This window comes from Armatimonadota bacterium, from assembly GCA_031081585.1.
GTDB lineage: Bacteria > Sysuimicrobiota > Sysuimicrobiia > Sysuimicrobiales > Humicultoraceae > Geohabitans > Geohabitans tengchongensis.
The window spans coordinates 1-19,558 of record JAVHLY010000033.1 but is presented as its reverse complement, the minus strand read 5'-3'; the positions used below and the strand labels follow the sequence as shown (position 1 = coordinate 19,558).

17 protein-coding genes are annotated in these 19,558 nt (G+C 74.7%); all 17 read right to left on the bottom strand.

Annotated elements, in window-relative coordinates:
* Positions 1-2: 2 nt before the first annotated feature.
* On the bottom strand, positions 3-1,238 hold the full coding sequence (gene ftsW, locus RB146_11970; protein ID MDQ7829685.1) for a putative lipid II flippase FtsW: 1,236 nt from the start codon (positions 1,236-1,238) through the stop codon (positions 3-5).
* Positions 1,239-1,260: 22 nt separating this feature from the next.
* The gene (gene murD, locus RB146_11965; GenBank protein MDQ7829684.1) at positions 1,261-2,913 is read right to left on the bottom strand and encodes a UDP-N-acetylmuramoyl-L-alanine--D-glutamate ligase; all 1,653 of its coding nucleotides are present in this window, start codon (positions 2,911-2,913) and stop codon (positions 1,261-1,263) included.
* 8 nt (positions 2,914-2,921) lie between these two features.
* Positions 2,922-3,875 carry a phospho-N-acetylmuramoyl-pentapeptide-transferase gene (gene mraY, locus RB146_11960; GenBank protein ID MDQ7829683.1) on the bottom strand — a complete coding sequence of 318 codons (954 nt, stop codon included), beginning with the start codon at positions 3,873-3,875 and terminating at the stop codon, positions 2,922-2,924.
* Positions 3,875-5,368, bottom strand: a complete 1,494-nt coding sequence (locus RB146_11955) for a Mur ligase family protein (GenBank protein MDQ7829682.1) — start codon at positions 5,366-5,368, stop codon at positions 3,875-3,877. Before RB146_11955 ends, mraY begins: the two co-directional genes overlap by 1 nt.
* Positions 5,365-6,903, bottom strand: coding sequence for a UDP-N-acetylmuramoyl-L-alanyl-D-glutamate--2,6-diaminopimelate ligase (locus RB146_11950; protein MDQ7829681.1), 1,539 nt, complete (start codon positions 6,901-6,903; stop codon positions 5,365-5,367). Before RB146_11950 ends, RB146_11955 begins: the two co-directional genes overlap by 4 nt.
* Before the next feature lie 254 nt (positions 6,904-7,157).
* The gene (locus RB146_11945) at positions 7,158-8,066 is read right to left on the bottom strand and encodes a fumarylacetoacetate hydrolase family protein (protein ID MDQ7829680.1); all 909 of its coding nucleotides are present in this window, start codon (positions 8,064-8,066) and stop codon (positions 7,158-7,160) included.
* A gap of 50 nt (positions 8,067-8,116) precedes the next feature.
* Positions 8,117-9,097 carry a galactose oxidase gene (locus RB146_11940; GenBank protein ID MDQ7829679.1) on the bottom strand — a complete coding sequence of 327 codons (981 nt, stop codon included), beginning with the start codon at positions 9,095-9,097 and terminating at the stop codon, positions 8,117-8,119.
* A gap of 3 nt (positions 9,098-9,100) precedes the next feature.
* Complete coding sequence (locus RB146_11935; GenBank protein MDQ7829678.1) at positions 9,101-9,340, bottom strand: hypothetical protein; 240 nt, start codon at positions 9,338-9,340, stop codon at positions 9,101-9,103.
* Between the two features lie 58 nt (positions 9,341-9,398).
* The gene (locus tag RB146_11930) at positions 9,399-10,115 is read right to left on the bottom strand and encodes a tetratricopeptide repeat protein (GenBank protein MDQ7829677.1); all 717 of its coding nucleotides are present in this window, start codon (positions 10,113-10,115) and stop codon (positions 9,399-9,401) included.
* A 114-nt stretch (positions 10,116-10,229) separates the two neighbouring features.
* On the bottom strand, positions 10,230-11,270 hold the full coding sequence (locus RB146_11925) for a response regulator (protein MDQ7829676.1): 1,041 nt from the start codon (positions 11,268-11,270) through the stop codon (positions 10,230-10,232).
* Positions 11,249-13,786, bottom strand: coding sequence for a PAS domain S-box protein (locus tag RB146_11920; protein ID MDQ7829675.1), 2,538 nt, complete (start codon positions 13,784-13,786; stop codon positions 11,249-11,251). Before RB146_11920 ends, RB146_11925 begins: the two co-directional genes overlap by 22 nt.
* Before the next feature lie 149 nt (positions 13,787-13,935).
* Positions 13,936-15,642, bottom strand: coding sequence for a penicillin-binding protein 2 (locus tag RB146_11915; GenBank protein ID MDQ7829674.1), 1,707 nt, complete (start codon positions 15,640-15,642; stop codon positions 13,936-13,938).
* An 83-nt stretch (positions 15,643-15,725) separates the two neighbouring features.
* Entirely contained in the window at positions 15,726-16,193 is a 468-nt protein-coding gene (locus RB146_11910; GenBank protein ID MDQ7829673.1) for a cell division protein FtsL, read from the bottom strand.
* Positions 16,194-16,336: 143 nt separating this feature from the next.
* Entirely contained in the window at positions 16,337-17,293 is a 957-nt protein-coding gene (gene rsmH, locus RB146_11905) for a 16S rRNA (cytosine(1402)-N(4))-methyltransferase RsmH (protein ID MDQ7829672.1), read from the bottom strand.
* A gap of 59 nt (positions 17,294-17,352) precedes the next feature.
* A complete protein-coding gene (gene mraZ / locus RB146_11900) occupies positions 17,353-17,772 on the bottom strand; it encodes a division/cell wall cluster transcriptional repressor MraZ (protein MDQ7829671.1) in 420 nt (139 codons plus the stop codon).
* Positions 17,773-18,108: 336 nt separating this feature from the next.
* Positions 18,109-18,369, bottom strand: a complete 261-nt coding sequence (locus RB146_11895; GenBank protein MDQ7829670.1) for a hypothetical protein — start codon at positions 18,367-18,369, stop codon at positions 18,109-18,111.
* A 518-nt stretch (positions 18,370-18,887) separates the two neighbouring features.
* A partial coding sequence (locus RB146_11890; GenBank protein ID MDQ7829669.1) for a DUF1670 domain-containing protein occupies positions 18,888-19,558 on the bottom strand: 671 nt, incomplete at its 5' end.

Genomic DNA, 19,558 nt, shown 5'->3' with positions numbered 1-19,558 from the left:
GGTCAGGTGGCCGGACGCAGCATCCGGCGCTCCCGGCCCTGCGCCAGGCGCCCTCGCTCTCCTGCGGCGCGGCCACCTCCTGCGGCGCGGCCGCCCGCCGCGGCACCGGCGGGCGCCTCGCCCGGACGGCGCGCGGCGTACCGGGAGATGTTGAGGAGGATGCCCACCCCGGCGCAGGTGAAGAGCAGCGAAGACCCCCCGAAGCTCATGAAGGGCAGCGGGACGCCCGTCACGGGCAGCACCCCCGTGGCCACCCCGATGTTCAGGACGGCCTGGCCGGTCACGGCGGCGGTGATCCCTCCGGCCAGCAGGGCGGCGTAGCGGTCCGGAGCCCGGCGAGCGATGCCGAATCCGCGTGCGGCCACGAGCGCGAACAGCGCCAGGACCGCCACGGTGCCCACGAGCCCCAGCTCCTCACCGACAATAGCGAAGATGAAGTCGGTGTGGCGCTCGGGCAGGTAGAAGAACTTCTGACGGCTCTCCCCCAACCCCAGGCCCAGCACCCCGCCGGAGCCCAGCGCCAGCAACGACTGGATGATGTGGAAGCCGCTGCCGCGCGGGTCCGCCCACGGGTCCAGGAATGCCAGGAGGCGGCGCACGCGGTAGGGCTCCAGCAACGCGGCGGCCCCCACCACCGGCAGGGCCAGGACGGCGGCGGCGGCCAGCCGCAGGAGGCCCGTGCCGGCCAGGAAGGCCATGCCCCCGCCAATGGCGGCCAGCATCAGCGCCGAGCCCATGTCCGGCTGGACCAGCACCAGCCCGCACCAGGTGGCGGCGAGCAGGACCGGACCGGCCCACTGCCGCCCGCCCGCATGCGCGGAGCTGCCCGGCCCCGGGCGCGCGGCGAGCACCTTGGCCAGGTAGAGCACCAGGACGAGCTTCGCCGCCTCGGCGGGCTGCAGGTTGAGCGGCCCCAGGGTGAGCCAGCGCCGCGCGCCGCCCGCGACCCGGCCGACCCCCGGGACCAGCACCAGGCAGAGTGCCACGGTGACGAGCAGGAGCAGAAGGGGGGTCAGAGGGCGGAGGCGGGTGTAGCGGGTCGTGCCGGTGATCCCCATGGCCCCCAGCCCCACCACCGTCCAGAGGAGCTGCCGCTTGAGGAAGAAGGCGCTGTCCCCGTAGGCGTCCAGCGCCACGATGGCGCTGGCGCTGTAGACCATCACCAGGCCGAGACCCATGAGCGCGAGGACGGCGGCAAAGAGCCAGAAGTCTGGGGCGCGGCGGCGGATGGTCTCCATGAGGTGCGGACAGGGTGTGTATTCAGTTGCCTGTAACTTTCCCGGGTGCCCGCCGATCTCCTCCGCCGTCCGGGTCGGGCGCCGCCGGTCCCAGCTGCGGCAGGAGCGCCCGGAAGCGGTCGCCGCGCTCCCGGTAGTCGGCGAACTGGTCGAAGGACTCGCACCCCGGGGAAAGGAGCAGCGCGTCCCCCTCCACGGCCAGGCGCGCCGCCTCGGCCACGGCGGCCTCGAGCGTCCCCGCCCGCACCACCGTGGGGCGGCGGTCCACAGGCAGCGCATCGAGGGCGGCGGCCAGGACCGGAGCGGTCGCCCCGATGAGCAACACCGCCTTGCACAGCCCGGACGCCTGGAGCGCCTCGATCACCGGCGCGAAGTCCTGCGGTGCGGCCCCGCGGCGCCAGCCGCCGGCGATGAGCAGGAAGGGGCGGTCCAGCGCCCGGATGGCGGCGGCCGCGGCGGCCGGGTTGGTGGCGAGCGAGTCCTCGTAGGCGGCCACCCCGCCGAAGGTCCCCGCGTAGGTGAAGCGGTAGGGGAAGCCGCGGAAGCGGCGCAGGACGGCCGCCATCGCCTCCACCGGCACCCCGGCACAGGCGGCGGCCGCGCAGGCGGCGAGCGCGTTGGCCACCATGGCCGGCCCGGGCAGCGGCAGGTCGCGCACGGGCAGCACGGGGCGGGCGGGGCCGGCTTGGGCCGATGCGGCCCCGGCCGGACCGTCGGGGGGGCGGACCCACAGCCGCCCTCCCGCCACCCAGGCGCCACCCTCGACCGGCTCTGCAGCGCTGAACCAGGAGACCGTCCCCGCGGTCACTGCGGCCATCGCCCGGGTGTGGGGGTCGTCCAGGTTCAGCACCGCGTGGTCGCCCGAGCGCTGGCGGGCCAGGAGGGAGGCCTTCACCGCCGCGTACGCCTCGAGAGAGCCGTGGTCGTCGAGGTGGTGGGGGGCCAGGTTGGTGACCACGCCGATGTGGGGGCTGTAGGTCACCTCGTCGAGGCGCGGGTCCCGGCCGCGCGGCGCCAGGTCCACGAGCTGCCGGTTGCTCACCTCCAGGACGAGCCAGGTGCGGGCGGTCAGCCGGTCGAGGGCGTAGAGCGCGGGGACGTGGGTGCGGTCGTTCCCCGAGACCACCACGGCCCCTCCCGCCTGGCGCACCATCTCCGCCACCAGCATCGCCACGGTGAACTTCCCGTTCGTCCCCGTCACCCCCACCACCGGCCCCGGGGCCACCTCGAAGAAGAGGCGCGTCATCGAGGTGCACGGGATCTGCTCCCGCACCGCGCGCAGCGGGGCGTTCTCGGGGTGGCGGAACCAGGACTGGGGGAGGACGACCAGCCCGGCGTCCGCGATCCCCTCCAGGTAGCGGTCGCGGTAGCGCAGGGTGATCGGGGCTTCCAGCAGCCGGCGCAGGGCGGCCGCGCGCGCGTGCTCGTCCAGCCAGGGGTGGGTGCGGTGGAACGCGGCGGCGAAGGCCGCAGGGTCCGCGGCCAGGTCGTGCGCGGTGATAGGCCCGACCCCCAATGCCAGCAGGAAGTCGATGACGGTGGACCCTTCCGTGCCGGAGGGGGCGAGCACGTGGACGGCCCGTCCGGCCAGCAGCCCGCGCACCCGGTCCAGGCGCTCCCGCAGCCGGGGATCGCCGACGCGGCCGAGGTCGAGGGGAGCCACGCGGGCGGACACGGGCGGGCTCAGAAGACCCCCACGAGCCCGACGAGCGCCGCCAGCGCGCCGAGCAGCCAGAAGCGCACGACGACCTGCGTCTCCGTCCACCCGCCCAGCTCGAAGTGGTGGTGGAGGGGGCTCATGCGGAAGATGCGCCGCCCGCCGGTGGCCTTGAAGTAGGCCACCTGGGCCAGGACCGAGGCCGCCTCGGCCACGAAGAGCGCGCCCACCACGACCAGGACGAGCTCGGTCTTGGTGAGCAGCGCGAACGCGCCGAGCGCCGCGCCCAGGGCGTTGCTCCCCACGTCCCCCATGATCATCTGCGCGGGGTGGGCGTTGAACCAGAGGAAGGCCAGCGCCGCCCCGCTCGTGGCGGCGGCGAAGACCCCCAGCCCCTGCGCGTGGTGGTGGAAGGCGACCGCGGCGTACGCCCCGGCGGCCAGCGCCCCCAGCCCGGCGGCCAGCCCGTCCAGCCCGTCGGCCAGGTTTACCGCGTTCACGAACCCGACCAGGTAGGCGGTCCCCAGCGGCAGGTAGAGCCAGCCCAGCTCCACCCGCCCCACCCAGGGCAGCGCCACCGTCGAGCCGTAGGGGACGCGGGCCATCACGTAGAGGGTGACCAGGGCGGCCAGGGCGAGCTGTGCCGTCAGCCGCTCCCGCGCCCGCAGCCCCAGGTTCCGCCCGCGGCGCACCTTGCGCAGGTCGTCGACCAGCCCGATGGCGCCGAAGCCCAGGACCGTCACCACCGCGGCGGCGAGCAGGCTCGTGAGCGGCTGCAGCAGGGCGGCGGCCACCACCGCGGCGCCCATGAAGAGCACCCCGCCCATCGTCGGGGTGCCGGCCTTGCTCTGGTGGCGCGAGGGGGCGTCCTCGCGGATGGGCTGGCCGGCGTTCCAGGCGACGAGCACGCGGATGGTGCGCGGGCCGGCCAGCAGGACGAACAGGGCGGCGAGGCAGGCCGCCGCCGCGGCCCACCCCATCAGGCGGGCGCGGAGGGCGCGCGGGCCCGGCGCAACGTGGCCACCACGCCCTCGAGGGCCATCGCCCGGGAGCCTTTCACCAGGACGACGTCGCCGGGCCGCACGAGGTCCGGGAGCAGCGCCGCCGCCGCGTCGGCGTCCGCCACGTGCAGGACGCGCGCGGCGGGAAGCTGCGTCCGCGCGCCGGCGGCCAGGGCCGCCGCTTCCGGCCCGACCGCCACCAGCACCGCCGGGCCGAGGGCGGCCGCCTCGCGCCCCACCTGCTCGTGGAGCGCGGGCGAAGCCGGGCCGAGCTCCTTCATGTCGCCCAGCACGAGGACGCGCCGGCGGCCGGGGGCGAGGTGGGCCACCACCTCGAAGGCGGCGCGCATCGACTGCGGGCTGGCGTTGTAGGCGTCGTTCACGAGGACCAGGTCGCCGACCCGCTCCACCTCGAGGCGCATGTGCGGCGGCGCCGCCTGCCCGAGCGCCCGCGCGATGGCGGCCGGGTCCACCCCCAGCACTACGCCCACCGCCGCCGCGGCCAGGGCGTTGCGGACGTTGTGCGGGCCAAGTAGCGGCAGGGCCACCTCCACCTCCGCGTCCCCGCGCGCAGCCGGGACGCCCTGGTCTCCGCTCACCTCCGGCGCCACCGGCACCCGCCGCGCTTCCCCCGCGACGAGCAGATGGAAGCGCGTCCCCACCGCCGCATGGGCCACGCGGGTGGCGCGGACCCGGGCCCCCTCCGCCATCCCGTACCAGACAATCCGCCGCGTCCCGGCGAGCGCAGCCAGCCGAGGGCTCCAGGGGTCGTCGGCGTTCAGCACCGCCACGCCGTCTGCCGGCAGCCCCGCCACCAGCTCCCCCTTCGCCTCGGCGATCGCCTCCACCGACCCGAGCAGCTCCAGGTGGGACTCGCCGATCGTGGTCACGACCCCGACCTGCGGCCGGGCCACCTCCACCAGCTCGGCGATCTGCCCGCGCCCGCGCATGGCCATCTCCACCACCACGACCTCGGTGGCGGGCGTGGCGCGCAGGAGCGTGAGCGGCACGCCCACCTCGGCGTTCCACGCCTCCTCGGAGCGCACCGTGCGGAAGCGCGATTCCGCCACGGCGGCGGTCAGCGCCACCGTCGTGGTCTTGCCGACGCTGCCGGTCACCCCGACCACCCGCGCGCCGAGGCGGCGGCGGTGGGCCGCGGCGATGGCGCCCAGCGCCCGCAGGGTGTCCGCCACCAGCAGCACCGGCCCGCCGGCCGGACCGTCGGGCAGCCGGGCCGCCACGACCCCGGCCGCGCCCCGGGCGAACGCCTCCGGGACGAAGGCGTGCCCGTCGGTGCGCGGGCCGCGCAGGGCCACGAAGAGCTCCCCCGGGCGCAGCGTGCGTGTGTCGGTGGAGACGCCCGCCGGGCGCATCCCTTCCAGCGCCGCCATGGTCCAGGGTGGGGGCACCGTCGCCTCGGTGGCGCGCGCCACCTCGGCGAGCGTCAGCGTGAACCCGTCGGCTGTGGTCATGCGGACCGGCCCGGGCGCGCCCCGGTCCCGGCAGGTCCGGTGGGGCCGGCGCCGCCTGCCCCCAGGCGGGCCCGCAGCACCTCGCGGGCCACGGCCCGGTCGTCGAAGGGGTGGCGCACCCCGGCGATCTCCTGGTAGGGCTCGTGCCCCTTGCCGGCGATGACGACGCAGTCGCCCGGCCGGGCCTCGGCGATGGCCAGCGCGATGGCGGCCCGGCGGTCGGGCTCCACGGCGTAGCGCGCCGAGGGCACCGCACGCGCGCCTTCGAGGATCTCCTCGATGATGGCCCGCGGCTCCTCGCTGCGCGGGTTGTCGGAGGTGACCACCGCCAGGTCGGCCAGCTCCATGGCCAGGCGCCCCATGACCGGCCGCTTGGTGCGGTCGCGGTCGCCTCCGCACCCGAAGACCACGATGACGCGCCCGGGGGTGATCTGCCGGGCAGTGCGCAGGACGTTCTCCAGCCCGTCGGGCGTGTGGGCGTAGTCGACGACGACGGCGAACCCCTGCCCCTCCTCCACCGGCTCGAAGCGCCCGGGCACGCCGCGCACCTCGGCCAGCGCCGCCGCGGCGGTCTCGAGCGGAACCCCGAGGGCCAGCCCCACCCCCACGGCCGCCAGCGCGTTGGCCACGTTGAACCCGCCGCCGATGCGCAGCCGCGCCGGCACCCGGCGCCCCTCCGCCTCCAGGGTGAAGGTCGAGCCGTGCAGCTCCAGCTGGACGTCGCGGGCCGCGACCCATCCGGCCGGCAGTGCCCCCGGGGGGCGCAGCGTGAACCGCAGGACCGGCGCGCGGCTGGCAGCGGCCATCACCTCGCCCGCGGGGTCGTCGGCGTTCGCCACGGCGGCGCCGTCCGGCGCCACCATCTCGAAGAGGCGGCGCTTGGCGTCCCGATAGGCCTCGAAGGTCCCGTGGAAGTCGAGGTGGTCGCGCGTCAGGTTGGTGAAGACGGCCACGCGCACGTGCGTCCCCGCCACGCGGTGCAGCGCCAGCGCGTGTGAGGCCACCTCCATGGCCACGTGGGTGACGCCCTGGCCGCGCAGGTCGCTCAACAGCCGCTGCAGGTCGGGCGCCTCCGGGGTGGTGCGGGCGGTCTCCGCCGTCCCCTGCGGCCCCTTCACCCCCATGGTACCGATGACGGCGGGGCGGTGCCCGGCGGCGGCCAGGATGGCATCGACGAAGTAGGTCGTCACCCCCTTGCCGTTGGTGCCGGTGACGCCGATGACCACCAGGTCGCGGGAGGGGTGGCCGTAGAACGCGGCCGCAAGCGGCCCCAGCGCGGCGCGGGTGTCGGGGACCACGACCTGGGTGACGCCGTCCGGCAGGGCGAGCCGGCGCTCCACCAGGACGGCCACCGCTCCGCGGGCCACGGCGTCGGGGGCGAAGGCGTGGCCGTCGTGGGTAAAGCCGCGGATGGCCGCGAAGAGGTCGCCCGGAGCCACCTGCCGGGAGTCGTAGGCCAGCCCGCGCACCGGGCGGGCCGCGTCCCCATGGACCCGGGCCCCGTCCAGAGGGGCGAGGAGGTCCGTCAGGCGCATCGTCTCCACATTAACACCGACCACGAGGTGGCGCGGGCCCGGAACGTCAGCCGGTAGACGCCCAGGGTGGCGGTGCACAACGTCTACGCCAACCAGCAGGGGGCCGTGCTGCGCCGGTGGATCCGCGCCGTGCGGCGGGGCAATCAGCTCATGCGCCAGGACAGGGCGGTGGCATCACCCACCTGCGGAAGCACTTCCCGCGGGAGGATCCCGCCGTGCTGGCGCTGGCCCTGCGGCCCTCCCCGTCATTCCTCTCAGCGCTTGGGCGGTGCGACGATCCGGTTGCGCAGCGTGCCGATCCCCTCGACCTCCACCTCCACCACGTCCCCGGGGTGAAGCCACTTTGGCGGTGAGAAACCCATCCCCACCCCTTCCGGCGTCCCGGTGGCGATGAGGTCCCCCGGCTCCAGGGTGAGCCCGTGCGAGAGGTCGGCGATGAGCTGGGGCACCGTGAAGACCATGTCCGCCGTGGTGGCCTCCTGCCGCCTCTCCCCGTTCACCCGCGAGCGGACCACCAGGCGCTGCGGGTCGGGGATGGCCGACCGGTGCACCACCCAGGGGCCCAGGGGCGCGAAGGTGTCGAGGGATTTCCCCTTGAACCACTGGCCCCGCCCCCGCTGCAGGTCGCGCGCCGTGACGTCGTTCATCACCGTGTAGCCGAAGACGTACTCGAGCGCCCGGGCCTCCGGGATGTCCCGCCCTCGCCGACCGATCACGGCGACGAGCTCCGCCTCGTAGTCCAGCGCGGCGGTGGCGTCGTGGTGGACGACCGGCGCCTCCGGTCCCACGACGGCCGTCGGGGGCTTGGTGAACCACACCGGCGCGTCGGGGACGGTGCCGCCGCTCTCGCGGGCGTGGGCGGCGTAGTTGCGCCCCATGCAGAAGATGTTCTTCCGCGGCCGGGGGATCGGCGCCAGCAGGCGCAGGCCTCCGAGGGGGCGCCACAGCCCGGCGGCCTTTCGCTGCGCGCGGCCCAGCGCCAGCAGCCGCCGGGCCAGTCCGAGCGAGCCGCGCTCGATGAAGGTGAGCAGGTCGCCGATGGCCTCATGCGCCCGGGCCCGCCCCAGCAGCCGGCGGTGGGCCCGCGCCACATCCAGCACCATCTCCCCGTCCAGCAGCCCCAGCCGCGGGACGCCGTCCTCCACGTAGGTCAGAAAGCGCATGGGGAGAAGATTCGGCCGGCCCTCCGCGCCTCCCTACTGCCGACCATTCCCTACTCCTCCAGGACCAGCACCTCGTGAGCCCTGGAGACCGACAGCGCCGGGCGCGGGCCGCCGGCCAGCGCGGCCACCGCCCGGTCCACGACCGCGCTGCCCAGGCCGTGACGCGGGGTGGGCAGGCGGGTGGGCGCACTCCACCGGCGCCCGTCGAAGAGCTCGACCGGTGCGATCGTCCGCCCCGGCTCCTCGCCCCCCAGCACCACGAGGCGTCCGCCCACGACAGCGGCTGTGTGCCCCGACCGGGGGATGGCGAGCGCGGGTCCCGGCTGCCAGCGGTCGGTCCGGGGGTCGTAGACGTCGACGCGGGAGAGGTTGCGGGCGTAGTTTCCGCCCAGCCGGCCGCCGATCGCGTAGAGGCGGCCGTCCAGCGCGGCGGCAGCCAGGTGGTCGCGGGCCACGGGCAGGGGGGCCAGGCGGGTCCAGGCGTCCCGTGCGGGGTCGTAGCGATAGTGGGCGGCCACGTCACCCATGCGGCCCACCCCGCCCACCACGTGGATCCGCCCGCCCACCACCGCGATCCCCGCCGCCCCGAGCGGCTCCGGCAGCGGGGCCACCTCGGTCCAGCGCCCGCCATCAAAAGCGAACACTCGTGCGCTGGGGGCGAAGCGCACGCCGCTGAGCCCGCCCACCACGAAGAGCCGGGCGGAGGCGGCGGCGGCCATGGCGTGGTGGACGGGATGGGGCAGCGGCGGGCCGAGGTGCCAGCGGTCCGTGGCGGGGTCGTACACCTGGACGGTGGCGGTGGTGCGGGCGCACCCGTCGAAGCCGCCGATCACGTAGACGCGGCCGCCCAGGACGGCGGCCGTGACCTCGGTGCGCGCCCGCGGCAGCGGCGCCCGGGCCGTCCACCGCAGCCCGGGCGCCTCCACCACCTGCGGCCGGACCCCCAGGGCGCGCACATACCAGAGGTAGAGGGCCACGAGTCCCAGCGCCCCACCGGCCGCCAGAACTCCGAGCAGGCGCAGCCAGCGCACCGACTAGGAACCGGCCTCCCGCTGCTTGTGGTCCGCAGTCAGGATGGCGGCGAGCTGGCTCGCGGTGATGTCCCGCACCACCACCCAGCGCTCCCCACCTTCCACCGGCTCCCGGCGGACTAACCCCAGGCGCTCCAGCGCCTCGGCCGCGGCCTCCACCTGGTCCAGGGACTGGAAGTGGTCGCCCTCCACGGCCGCCACGAGGAAGTCGTCACCCTGGCGGAAGAGCACAGGTTCGGTCACGGCTCCAGTGTATCGCTTCGGGCCGGCTGCCGGCGTCGACCCGGTAGCGGTCGGTGCCTCAGGGGAGCTGGGCCAGGAGGGTAGCGGCGTCGCGGGCGAAGGCGGTGCCGGGCGCCAGCGCCGCGGCGCGGCGGAGGGCCTCCCGCGCTTCGTCGTGCCGCTCCGCCATGAAGGCGGCCCGCCCCAGCCACAACCACGCCTCGGGGTCCGAGGGCATCAAGCGCGTGGCCTGGCGGAAGCGGCCCACGGCCGGGCCGAACCACCCGGCGCGGAAGAGGACCCGGCCATCCACCATCAGCGCCTGGAAGCGGCGTTGCGTGGGGGAGAGGGTGGCGGCCGTAGGCGTGGCCGCTGGAGCCTGCCGTGTGCTCCTGTGGGCGGAGGCGCTGCGGCCGGCCGTCGCCGAGGGCGCCGCGGCGGGCTTCCGAGCCCGGGCCGGTGGCGGAGAAGCCATCGAAGCCGGGCCGGTGGAGGGGCGGTGGGCCGCCGGGGTGTCCTGCGGGACCTGGCGCTCCACTCGCTGGGACATCGGCAGCGCCGCCGGCTCCCGGATGACGGGCGGGGCGATGCGCACCTCGGGACCGTCGCCGCGCTCCAGGGCCGTCGTGAGGAACAGGTCGGCGCCCTCCAGCGTGCGGGTGAGGAGGCTGGTCCCGCGCGGGCCTATCACCAACAGAACGGCCACCGCCGCGAAGGCCACCACCTGGAGGGCCAGCGCCAGGCTCCACCCTCCCGGAGCTCCCGGGTCTCTCGCCGCAGACGGGGCCGTGTGCATCGTCGCGCTCGCCAGGGGGTTTCACCTGAGGGTATGCCCGACGGGCGGCGCCGTTAGGCCGCCGCGCGGCAGCGCCGGGCGAAGAGCGCTCCGGGCCCGGGAGAGCGCCGCTCCCTACGTCCCCTCCTCTTCCAGCACGCGGGCCAGCGTCTCCACGATGCGCGGGTCCCACTGCCGGCCCGCCCCGCCCAGCAGCGCGTCCCAGGCCTCCCGAGGCCCCAGCGGCGCCCGGTGCGGACGCGGCGAGGTGAGCGCGTCGAAGGCGTCGGCCACCGCGACGATCCGCCCCTCCACCGGGATCTCCTCCCCGCGCAGGCCGCGCGGGTAGCCCAGCCCGTCCCACCGCTCGTGGTGCGTGAGGGCGATCGTCTCCGCCGTGATGAGCAACGGCGAAGAGCTGCCCGACAGGATGCGCGCCCCGATGGTCGTGTGCAGCTTCATCAGCTCCATCTCGTCGGGGGTGAGGGGCCCCGGTTTCAGCAGGATGCTGTCGGGGATCCCGATCTTGCCGATGTCGTGGAGCTGGGCGGCGACCCCGATGATGGCCGCCCGGCCCTCCCCCAGCCCCAGCGCCCGGGCCAGGCGCTCCGCGGTGCGGCCCACCCGGCGGGCGTGCTGGCCGGTTTGGTCGTCCCGGTACTCGGCCGCCAGCGCCAGTCGCTCGATGGTCTCGATCTGGGCCAGCTCCAGCGCGAGGGTCCGCTCCCGCACCTTGGCCTCCAGCCACTCGTTCGTCCGCTTCAGCGTCAGGTGGAGCCGGCGGGTCTCCAGCAGGTTGCGGATGCGCAGCGCCACCTCCGTGGGCTCGTAGGGCTTGGTCAGGAAGTCCTTGGCCCCCCGGGCCAGGGCCCGCTCCTTCACCTCCTGGGTCAGGTCGCCGGTGATCACCAGGATGGGGAGGTAGGTGTCCGGCCCCGCCCGCTGCAGCATCTCCTCCATCAGGGTGAAGCCGTCGGGCGGGGGCATGTGCAGGTCCAGCAGCACCAGGTCGGGTTGGGCCTGGGTGAAGAGCGGCAGGGCCAGGTGCGAGCTGGTGGTGCTGCGGACGTTCCGGTAGCCGTGCTGCTCCAGGATGACCTCCAGCAGGGCGACGTTGGCCGGGCTGTCGTCGACGATCAGGATGCCGGCGTCGCTCAGCTCGTGCTCCGCGCCCATGACGGCGTGCAGACCTCCGCGATCACGCGCAGAAGCCGGTCGAGGTCCACCGGCTTGGTCAGGTAGGCCCGGGCCCCCGCGGCCAGCAGCTCTTCCGCCCGCTGGCGCGTGGCGTCGGCGCTGATGACCACCACCGGGATCCCTGCCGTCTCCGGGTGCTCCCGCAAGCGGCGGAGCACCTCGCGCCCCGGCAGGTCGGGGAGGTGCAGGTCCAGGAGGATGAGGTCTGGCAGGTACTGCCGGGCCAGCTCCACCCCCAGCTCCCCGGTGCCCGCGGTGAGGAGGCGGACGCGCCGCTGCGGGGCGAGCAGGCGCTGGACGAGTTCGAGGTTCGAGAGGTTGTCCTCGATGTAGAGCAGCGCGACCGCCCGGTACCATTCGGTCACCTCCGGAGCGGCGCGCGGCTCCGCCCGCTCCCGCCGCCGCCCCAGGCGCTCGGCGGGAGCCGGCACCAGCGGGAGCTCCACCCAGAAGGTGGAGCCGCGGCCCACCTCGCTCTCCACCCCGATGCGCCCGCCCATGAGCTCGACGAGCCCGCGGGAGAGGGCCAGCCCCAGCCCCATCCCCTCCACGTGCTGCTGGTCCACGCCCAGGCGCTCGAAGGCCTTGAAGAGGTCGGCCTGCCGCTCGCGGGGGATGCCGGGGCCGGTGTCCCGGACCTCGATGCGGAGCCGGTCCACGGCGACGGGGTACCAGGCCAGGGTGAGGTCGCCCGCCGGGCGGTTGTACTTCACCCCGTTGGAGAGGAGGTTCAGCAGCACCTGGCGCAGCCGTTGCCGGTCCCCCAGGACGTGCAGGGTGCGGTCGGCCGGCGCGTCGACGGCCAGGCGGACCTGCCGCTCCCGGGCCGCGGGGGCGATCAGGTCCACGCACTCCTGCGCCACCTCCGCCACGGGGACGGGCTCCCGGGAGATGGCGAGTCGCCCGGCCTCGATGCGGGTGACGTCCAGGATCTCGGTGATCAGGTCGAGCAGGTGACGCCCTGCCTGGAGGATGTGGTCGACCGCTTCCTGCTGCTCGGGGGAGAGCGGCTCGCGCCGGAGGAGCTGGGCGAACCCCAGCATGGCGTTGAGCGGAGTGCGCAGCTCGTGGCTCATCCGGGAGAGGAACTCGCTCTTCGCCAGGCTGGCGCGCTCGGCCACGCGCTTCGACTCGTCCAGCTCCTGCTCGCGCGCCTGCAGGGCGCGGTTCGCCGCCTCGAGCTGGCGGGTCCGGTCGGCCACGCGGGCTTCCAGCTCGGCGTAGAGTCGCTGCAGCTCCTCCTCGGCCCGCCGCCGCTCCGTGACGTCCTCGGCCACCCGGACGAAGCCGGTCACCCCGCCGGCGGCGTCGCGGATCGGCGCCGCGGTCACGCGCTCCCAGTACGGCTCCCCGCTGCGCCGGCGTGCCAGCACCTCGCCGCGCCACGTGCCGCCGGCGGCAAGCGTGCGGCGGATCGCCTCCAGGGCGCTCGGGGGCAGCACCCACAGGCGGCCGGCGTCACGCCCCTGCACCTCGTCGGGGCGGTAGCCGGTGACCTCCGTGAAGCGGGGGTTCACGTACTCGATGCGGTCGTCGCGGTCGGTGATGACGACGACGGTGGGGCTCTGCTCCACCGCCTGGGAGAGGGTCCGCAACTGCGCCTCGGCGCGGACGCGCTCGGTGACGTCCAGGGCGGCGACGAGGCGGGCCGGTCGGCTGGCGAACGTCACCTCGTGCACCGTCACCTCCGCCTCCACCGGCGACCCGTCGCAACGCGGCAGCCGGAAGCACCCCACCGGCCGGCCGGGCTCCGGCACCGGCGACCGGTGCACCCGCTCCACCGCCTCCGGCGGCCAGAGCGCGTGGAGCGGCGTCCCCAGGATCGCCTCGCGCGCATACCCGTACTGCGCCAGCGCGGCGTCGTTCACGGCGAGCAGCTGGAGGGTCTCCGCGTCGAAGACCCACATGGGCAGGGGGTGCCCCTCGAAGAGACCGCGGTACTGCTGCTCGGAGCGGCGCACCTCCGCCTGGGCGCGCTCGGCGCGGCGGGCGGCGGCGCCGACCAGGCGGATGGCCACCGCCACGCCCAGCCCGGCCAGCAGGGCCACCCCGTGCACGTGGGGCAGGAGGACGGGGACGAGGCCCGATGCCACCGCCACCTGCCCCGCGACCAGCCACAGCACCGTCCAGGCGATCGACGGCCAGACGGCGCGGCTCCCTTCGAGCGCGATGTTCTCCGTGGCCGCGTAGAGGTAGGCGAAGGCGAGGGTGGGTCCCCACCCGGTGGCGTAGATGACCATGGTGGCAGCGAGGGTCTGGATGGCGATCCGTGCGTGGAGGCGTCCGGTGGAGGGACGGGCGTCGGACCAGAGCCGCCCGAGCAGCGAGGCGACGGTGGCGGCCGCCAGCAGCGCCAGCAGCGGGCCGGGCGGGATAGCGAGCCAGCCCAGGTGCGCGGTGAGGGCCAGAGCGCCCGCCATGAGCAGCAGGTAGGGGACCCTGCGGCGGACCAGGCGCAGGAAGGCTCCGGCCAGCGAACTCTGCGGTCCCGGCACGGCTCTCCCCCTCAGAGCACCGGCTGACCCTGACGCCTCAGCGGGGCAAACGGTCGGCCCGACCAAGTGTTCATGCCCACCTGTCTACCGGGTCTAGACTTCCGGGGGCCGGCAGAGCAGGTGGGCGGGATGGATGCCGGAGGCGTCGCTTACGGCACGGTTGGTGACGGGCGCAGCGTGTCGTCGGGCGCGGGCGGGATGCGCAGGTACCACAGCGCTCTGACGGCGATGTCGCGGAAAACCGGGGCCGCCACCGCGCCACCGTAGTACGTGCCCCGGGGCTCGTCGAGGAGGACGAGCGCCGCCAGGCGCGGGTGCGGCACCGGGGCGAAGCCCAGGAAGGAAGCGACGTAACGCCCCGGCAGGTAGCCACCTCCGGGGGCTGGCTTTTGCGCCGTGCCGGTCTTCCCCGCCACGGTGTAGCCGGGGATGGCCGCCTGCCTCCCGGTGCCGTCCTCGACCGCCCGCACCAGCATGCGCATCAGCGTGCGCGCCACCTCCGGCCGCACCACCTGCCTGACGGCCGTCGGACCCGCCGCCTCCACCACGCGCCCCTCCCGGTCCCGCACCATGCGGACGACGTAGGGACGCAGCACGACGCCGTCATTGGCGATGGCCGAGAGCCCGACCAGCAGCTGCAGGGGGGTCGCTGAAATGCCCTGGCCGAAGGCGATGGTCTCCAGGCCGGGTCCGCGCCACTCCTCCGGCGGCCGCACGATCCCCGCACCCTCGCCGGGCAGGTCGATGCCGGTTGGAGCTCCGAAACCGAACCGCCGGATATAGGTGTGCAGCACCGGCCGGCCGAGGCGCCGGGCGACCTGCGCGATGCCGACGTTGCTGCTGTGGCGGATGATGTCGTCGAGGGTCTGGGTCGTCCGGCAGGAGCGGTGGGCGTCCCGGATGTGGTGGCGCCCCACCTGGAGGAACGGCGGGCAGCCGAAGCGGTCCTGCAGCTGCACACGGCCCGTGTCGAGGGCCGCCGCCGCCGTGACCAGCTTGAAGGTCGAGCCCGGCTCCAGCACCTCGCTGATGGGGCGGTTGTACCAGCGCTCCGGGGAGACCCGGTCGAAGCGCGCCGGATCGAAGGCTGGGCGCGCGGCCATGGCCAGCACCTCGCCCGTCCGCGGGTCCATCACCAGCGCCATGGCCCGCCGGGCGCCCGTCGTGGCGAGGGCGCGGTCGAGGGCGGCCTCGACCACGTGCTGGATGACCTGGTCCAGCGTGAGCACGAGGTCCCGACCGTCCTCGCGCACCGCGTCGAGGCGCTCCGTGCCCGCCAGCGGCCGCCCGACGGCGTCGCGGCCCACCACGGCGCGCCCCTCGCGCCCCCGCAGGACCCGGTCGTACTGCAGTTCCACCCCGGCCAGCCCCTGGTTGTCGATGCCGACGAACCCCAGGACGTGGGCGGCCAGCGGACCGTTGGGGTAGCGGCGCTGCTCCTCAACGAGGAAGCCCAACTCCTCCTCCAGCCCCAGCGCACGCAGCCGCTGCACCGTCTCCGCGGGGACCTTTCGCTTCAGCCAGACGAAGGACAGGTCGGGGTCGAGGCGGCGGAGGATCTCGGCCGCCGGCACGCCGAGGACGGGCGCCACGCGGGCGGCGAACGCCCGCGGCCGGCGGATCGCCCGCGGCACGGCATAGACGGACTCGGCCTCGACGTTCGTCGCCAACGGGCGGCCCAGCCGGTCGAAGATCCGGCCCCGGCTGGGGGGCAGCACGAGCGCCCCCAGGTACTGGTCGAGGGCGAGGCGGCGCAGGCGGCCGGCCTCGACGACCTGCAGGTCGACCAGGCGGGCGGCCAGGCCGGCCAGGGCCAGCCAGGCCAGGCAGAGCGCGACGCCGGCCCGCCGGCGCACGCGCGCCTGCAGGTCGGCCTCGGGCGGCCTGGGGGTGGCTCGGGAGGATGCGGCGAGGCGGAGGGACCGGATGCTCCGGCCGGTCACCTGCGGCGCTCGTGCGCCTGCGCCTCACCCCACCCTAACCAGCCCGCCACCCGCTCCTGCCAGGAGCGGGCGGCGGGTGGCTGCGGGGCGGCGGCCATGGCCGGAGGGATGGTGATGGCGGCGAGCTGGCGCTGGCGGGGCGGCACCATGCCGAGCTCGGAGGTGGCGATGCGCTCGACCCGCTGCGGCGACCGAAGGGTGGAGACGGTGGTGTGGAGGCGCGCGTGCTCACGTTGCAGGGCGGTGAGCTCGCGCTGGAGCCGAAGGATGGTGTAGCCGGTCTTCGCCGCTTCCGTCCGTTGCCAGACGTAGCCGAGCGCGGGAGCGATCGCCAGGGCCGCCACCACCATCGCTGCGGCCATCGGGGACCGCCGGACCCGGCGGCGCGGGAGGGGGCGCTCCCGCGACCGCCGGGCCGGCAGGACCACTGGCGGAGAGGGCGGACGGCGGTCGAGCGCGATCATCTCAGGGAGCCACTCCCCGAGGCGGTCGACCGCCCAGGGCACACGCAGGAGCGGCCGGCACCCGGCTGCCGGAGGTGCTCAGGTCTCAGGTGCGACGGGAGGGTGGGATCGGTGGTGTAGAGACCGGGCACCGGCCTGCTCCTCTAACCTTGCTCGTCGACCATGCTGGCGACCCGCTCCACGGCGCGCAGCCTGGCGCTCCGGGCGCGGGGGTTGCGTCGGATCTCTTCGGCCGAGGGCCGGATGGGGCGCCGGGTGAGGAGGCGCACCAGCGGACGCTCAGGGACGGCCACACCGGCACGGGCGGAGGACCGGGGTCCGGAGGGGTACCCACGGGAGAGGCGCAGGAAGGTGTGTTTGACGATGCGGTCTTCCAGGGAGTGGAAGGTGATGACGCAGAGTCGCCCTCCGTCCCCCAGGCCCTCCACCACGTCCGGCAAGGCTTGCTCCAGCGTTTCCAGCTCGCGGTTCACGGCGATGCGCAGCGCCTGAAAGGTCCGGGTCGCCGGGTGGATGCCACGCGGCCACCGGTGGCGCGGGATGGCCCGCTCGACCACCCTGGCGAGCTCCGTCGTCGTCCGCAGCGGCCGGGCGCGCACGATGGCCCGGGCGATGCGCCGCGCGTAGCGCTCTTCCCCGTAGGTGGTCAGGATCTCCCGCAACACGTCCTCCTGCAACCGGTTCACCAGGTCGGCCGCCGTGGTGCGCTGCGACCGATCCATCCGCATGTCCAGCGGCCCCTCCACCTGGAAGGAGAACCCGCGCTCGGGGCGGCTGAGCTGCAGCGACGAGACCCCCAGGTCCATCACCACCCCGTCCACGGCGGTGACGCCCTCCGCCCGCAGCACCTCACGGAAGCGGGCGAAGTCGGCGTGCACCAGGCGCACGGCCTCACCAAACCGGGCCAGGCGCGCCTGCGCCAGCGCCAGCGCCTCCGCGTCGCGGTCGATCCCGATCAATCGGCCGGTCGGGCCGATGCGCTCCAGGATCGCCTCCGCGTGGCCCCCGAGGCCGACCGTCGCGTCGACGTAGACGCCGCCCGGACGCGGCCGCAGCAGGGCCAGCACCTCGTCCAGCAGGACCGGGACGTGCTCGTCCATCGCCCGGCCCGCTCCTCCGCCTCCCTGCGCCGCCGGCCTGCGCCGCTGGCCGACGAGGGTTACAGGCTGAGGTCGATCTCCTCGGCGATCTCAGCGGCGCGCCGCTGGAGGTCGTCCATGCGGCTCTTCCAGCGCTGCTCACTCCACAGCTCGAGCCGCTTGACGAGCCCCACCACCACGACCTCCTTGTCGATGCCGGCGTACTCCCGCAGCCCCTCCGGCAGGAAGATCCGCCCCTGCCGATCTACGTCCGCCTCGTGCGCGGAGGCCAGGAGGAAGCGCTGGAAGTCCCGGCGCCGCGGAGGGAGGTCGCGCAGGAGGCTCTCGACCGCGTCCCACTCGCGCCGGGGGTAGACCCAGAGGCACCCGTCGAACCCCCGGGTGACGACGACCTGATCCCCCAGATCCCGTCGGAACTTGGGGGGAAGGACCACGCGCCCCTTGTCATCCAGGGTGTACCGGTACTCGCCCCTGAGCATTTCCCACGGATCCCCACGTTATGCCACTCTATTCTCCGCTCTCCCACAAAGTCCTCCGCCGAGCGCGGAAAAACCGCGGCAGATCGCGCAAATTGCCCTGCTCGCTGCCGGAGACATCTAGATGATGTGGTCCTCGCCAGCGTTAGGGGCGAGATCTGGCATCCGCCGTTCGCCTTGGATCTGAACGTCCTCGAGGTCGGAGTGGTATGGCAAGGGAAGGGTGAGCGACGGCAAGGAGCCACTGGAACGCAAGGGCCGCTGGCAGCCCAAGAGGCCGCTTGAGGCTGGAGGCCGCTGGCGAGGCAAGAGGGCCGAGACCGAGGACCGACGATCGGTTCAGCCGACTCCCGCACCCACCAGCGGCGACTCCACTACCAGGATCCCTCCGTCCTCCAGGACCTCGACGATGTAGGCCGTAGGTGAGCGGAGCAAGGCCACCGCCTGCGCCCCGTCGGCACGAGCCGGCCCGGTGACGTGAGCCCACACCCCCTCTCCCTGTCCCTCCCGCGCCGTCTCCACCACGATGCCCGACGGGCGCAGGAGCGCGTAGAGACGACGGAGCAAGGAGAGGAGGTCGGGCAGCGGATCGGGGTCCACCGGGACGCGGAGCGTGACCGAGAGCCGCTCCTCTGACCTCTGCCCGGATGCGCCTTCGCTCGTCCAGGACCCCGGAGCGACTCTCGCCTGGCGCCCGGCCAGCGGCGGGCGCTCCCGCCGAGCATCAGATCGACGGCCTACACCTGTCGTCGGATGTGACCGATCCACCTCCGCGTCCCGACCTGCCCCCGCTCTCCCCCGGTCCTGACCTGCCTCTCCGCCTCCTGCGTCCCGGCCTGCCATGACGGGCTGCTTGCCCGACGCGTCCCTGGCGCCGGCCCCAGGAAATCCTGGTATGCGAAGAAGTGCAGGCATGTTCAGGACAGCCCGCCGGCCCCCGGTATTCCAGGACCGGCTGCGGAGCGTCAGCGCCAGGGCGGCCAGATGCTCCCAGTGGACCGGCCGCGAGAACTCGATCGTCATGAGAAGGTCGCGCGTGGCGACCTGTCGCTCCCCCCGCAGCGTCACCCGCACTGCCTCCACCGGCGGTGTTCAGTGGCAGGTATAGCGGAGGCCTCTCACACGGTCATCTCGTTGGCGGCAGGGAGAACGGCAGGCAGACCGTCGCTGCGGATGGGGGCGGAGGCCGGAGGTCGACGGCGGGGCGAGCGGGGGACCGTGCGGGCGGGGGCCAGCGCGCTCTGCGCGCGCAACGCGGCGATGTCCGCGCGAATCGTGCGCACACTCACGCCGAGGACGCGAGCGAGGTCCTGCTCCCGGGGTCGGGCGCCCTGGGCGTCGGCCTCGGCCAGCAACCGCAGGATCCTCGCCCGGCGAAGCCCCACCGGCCCCTTCACCTGGCGGATGCGCTCATCGGTCTCGCCACTGTCCACGGTCCAGTAGACCTCGACGAACGCACTCCTCGCCACCCGGCCGCGCGCCTCCTGGGCGGGCAGCGCCACCAGCACGACGCGACTCCGCGACGCCGGCCGCGGAGGCGCCTGACCCCGCGGCAGCTCGCTTCCCGGCCCGTAGACTTTGTTCCAGGTTTCCACGATGGCGGCGTTCAAGGGGAACCTCAGGAAACGTTCCCGTCCCCGCCGCCCCAGTCCCTTCGAGAGACGTTCCACCAAGGCGTAAGCCATGGTAAGAGCGTGCTGAGCCTCGGGGTTCTGCGGGTCGCCAAGGATCTGGTAGTGGTTCCAGTACGCCTCCTGCGGACGAGGATGAGCCAGGCCCTTCGCCTCTA

Excerpts from the sequence above, each read along its gene's own strand:
- ftsW (MDQ7829685.1), bottom strand. The coding sequence starts at position 1,238 with ATGGAGACCATCCGCCGCCGCGCCCCAGACTTCTGGCTCTTTGCCGCC.
- mraY (MDQ7829683.1), bottom strand. The coding sequence starts at position 3,875 with ATGGGGTGGGCCGCGGCGGCGGCCTGCCTCGCCGCCCTGTTCGTCCTG.
- RB146_11955 (MDQ7829682.1), bottom strand. The coding sequence starts at position 5,368 with ATGACCACAGCCGACGGGTTCACGCTGACGCTCGCCGAGGTGGCGCGC.
- RB146_11950 (MDQ7829681.1), bottom strand. The coding sequence starts at position 6,903 with ATGCGCCTGACGGACCTCCTCGCCCCTCTGGACGGGGCCCGGGTCCAT.
- RB146_11945 (MDQ7829680.1), bottom strand. The coding sequence starts at position 8,066 with ATGCGCTTTCTGACCTACGTGGAGGACGGCGTCCCGCGGCTGGGGCTG.
- RB146_11930 (MDQ7829677.1), bottom strand. The coding sequence starts at position 10,115 with ATGCACACGGCCCCGTCTGCGGCGAGAGACCCGGGAGCTCCGGGAGGG.
- RB146_11925 (MDQ7829676.1), bottom strand. The coding sequence starts at position 11,270 with ATGGGCGCGGAGCACGAGCTGAGCGACGCCGGCATCCTGATCGTCGAC.
- RB146_11910 (MDQ7829673.1), bottom strand. The coding sequence starts at position 16,193 with ATGATCGCGCTCGACCGCCGTCCGCCCTCTCCGCCAGTGGTCCTGCCG.
- rsmH (MDQ7829672.1), bottom strand. The coding sequence starts at position 17,293 with ATGGACGAGCACGTCCCGGTCCTGCTGGACGAGGTGCTGGCCCTGCTG.
- mraZ (MDQ7829671.1), bottom strand. The coding sequence starts at position 17,772 with ATGCTCAGGGGCGAGTACCGGTACACCCTGGATGACAAGGGGCGCGTG.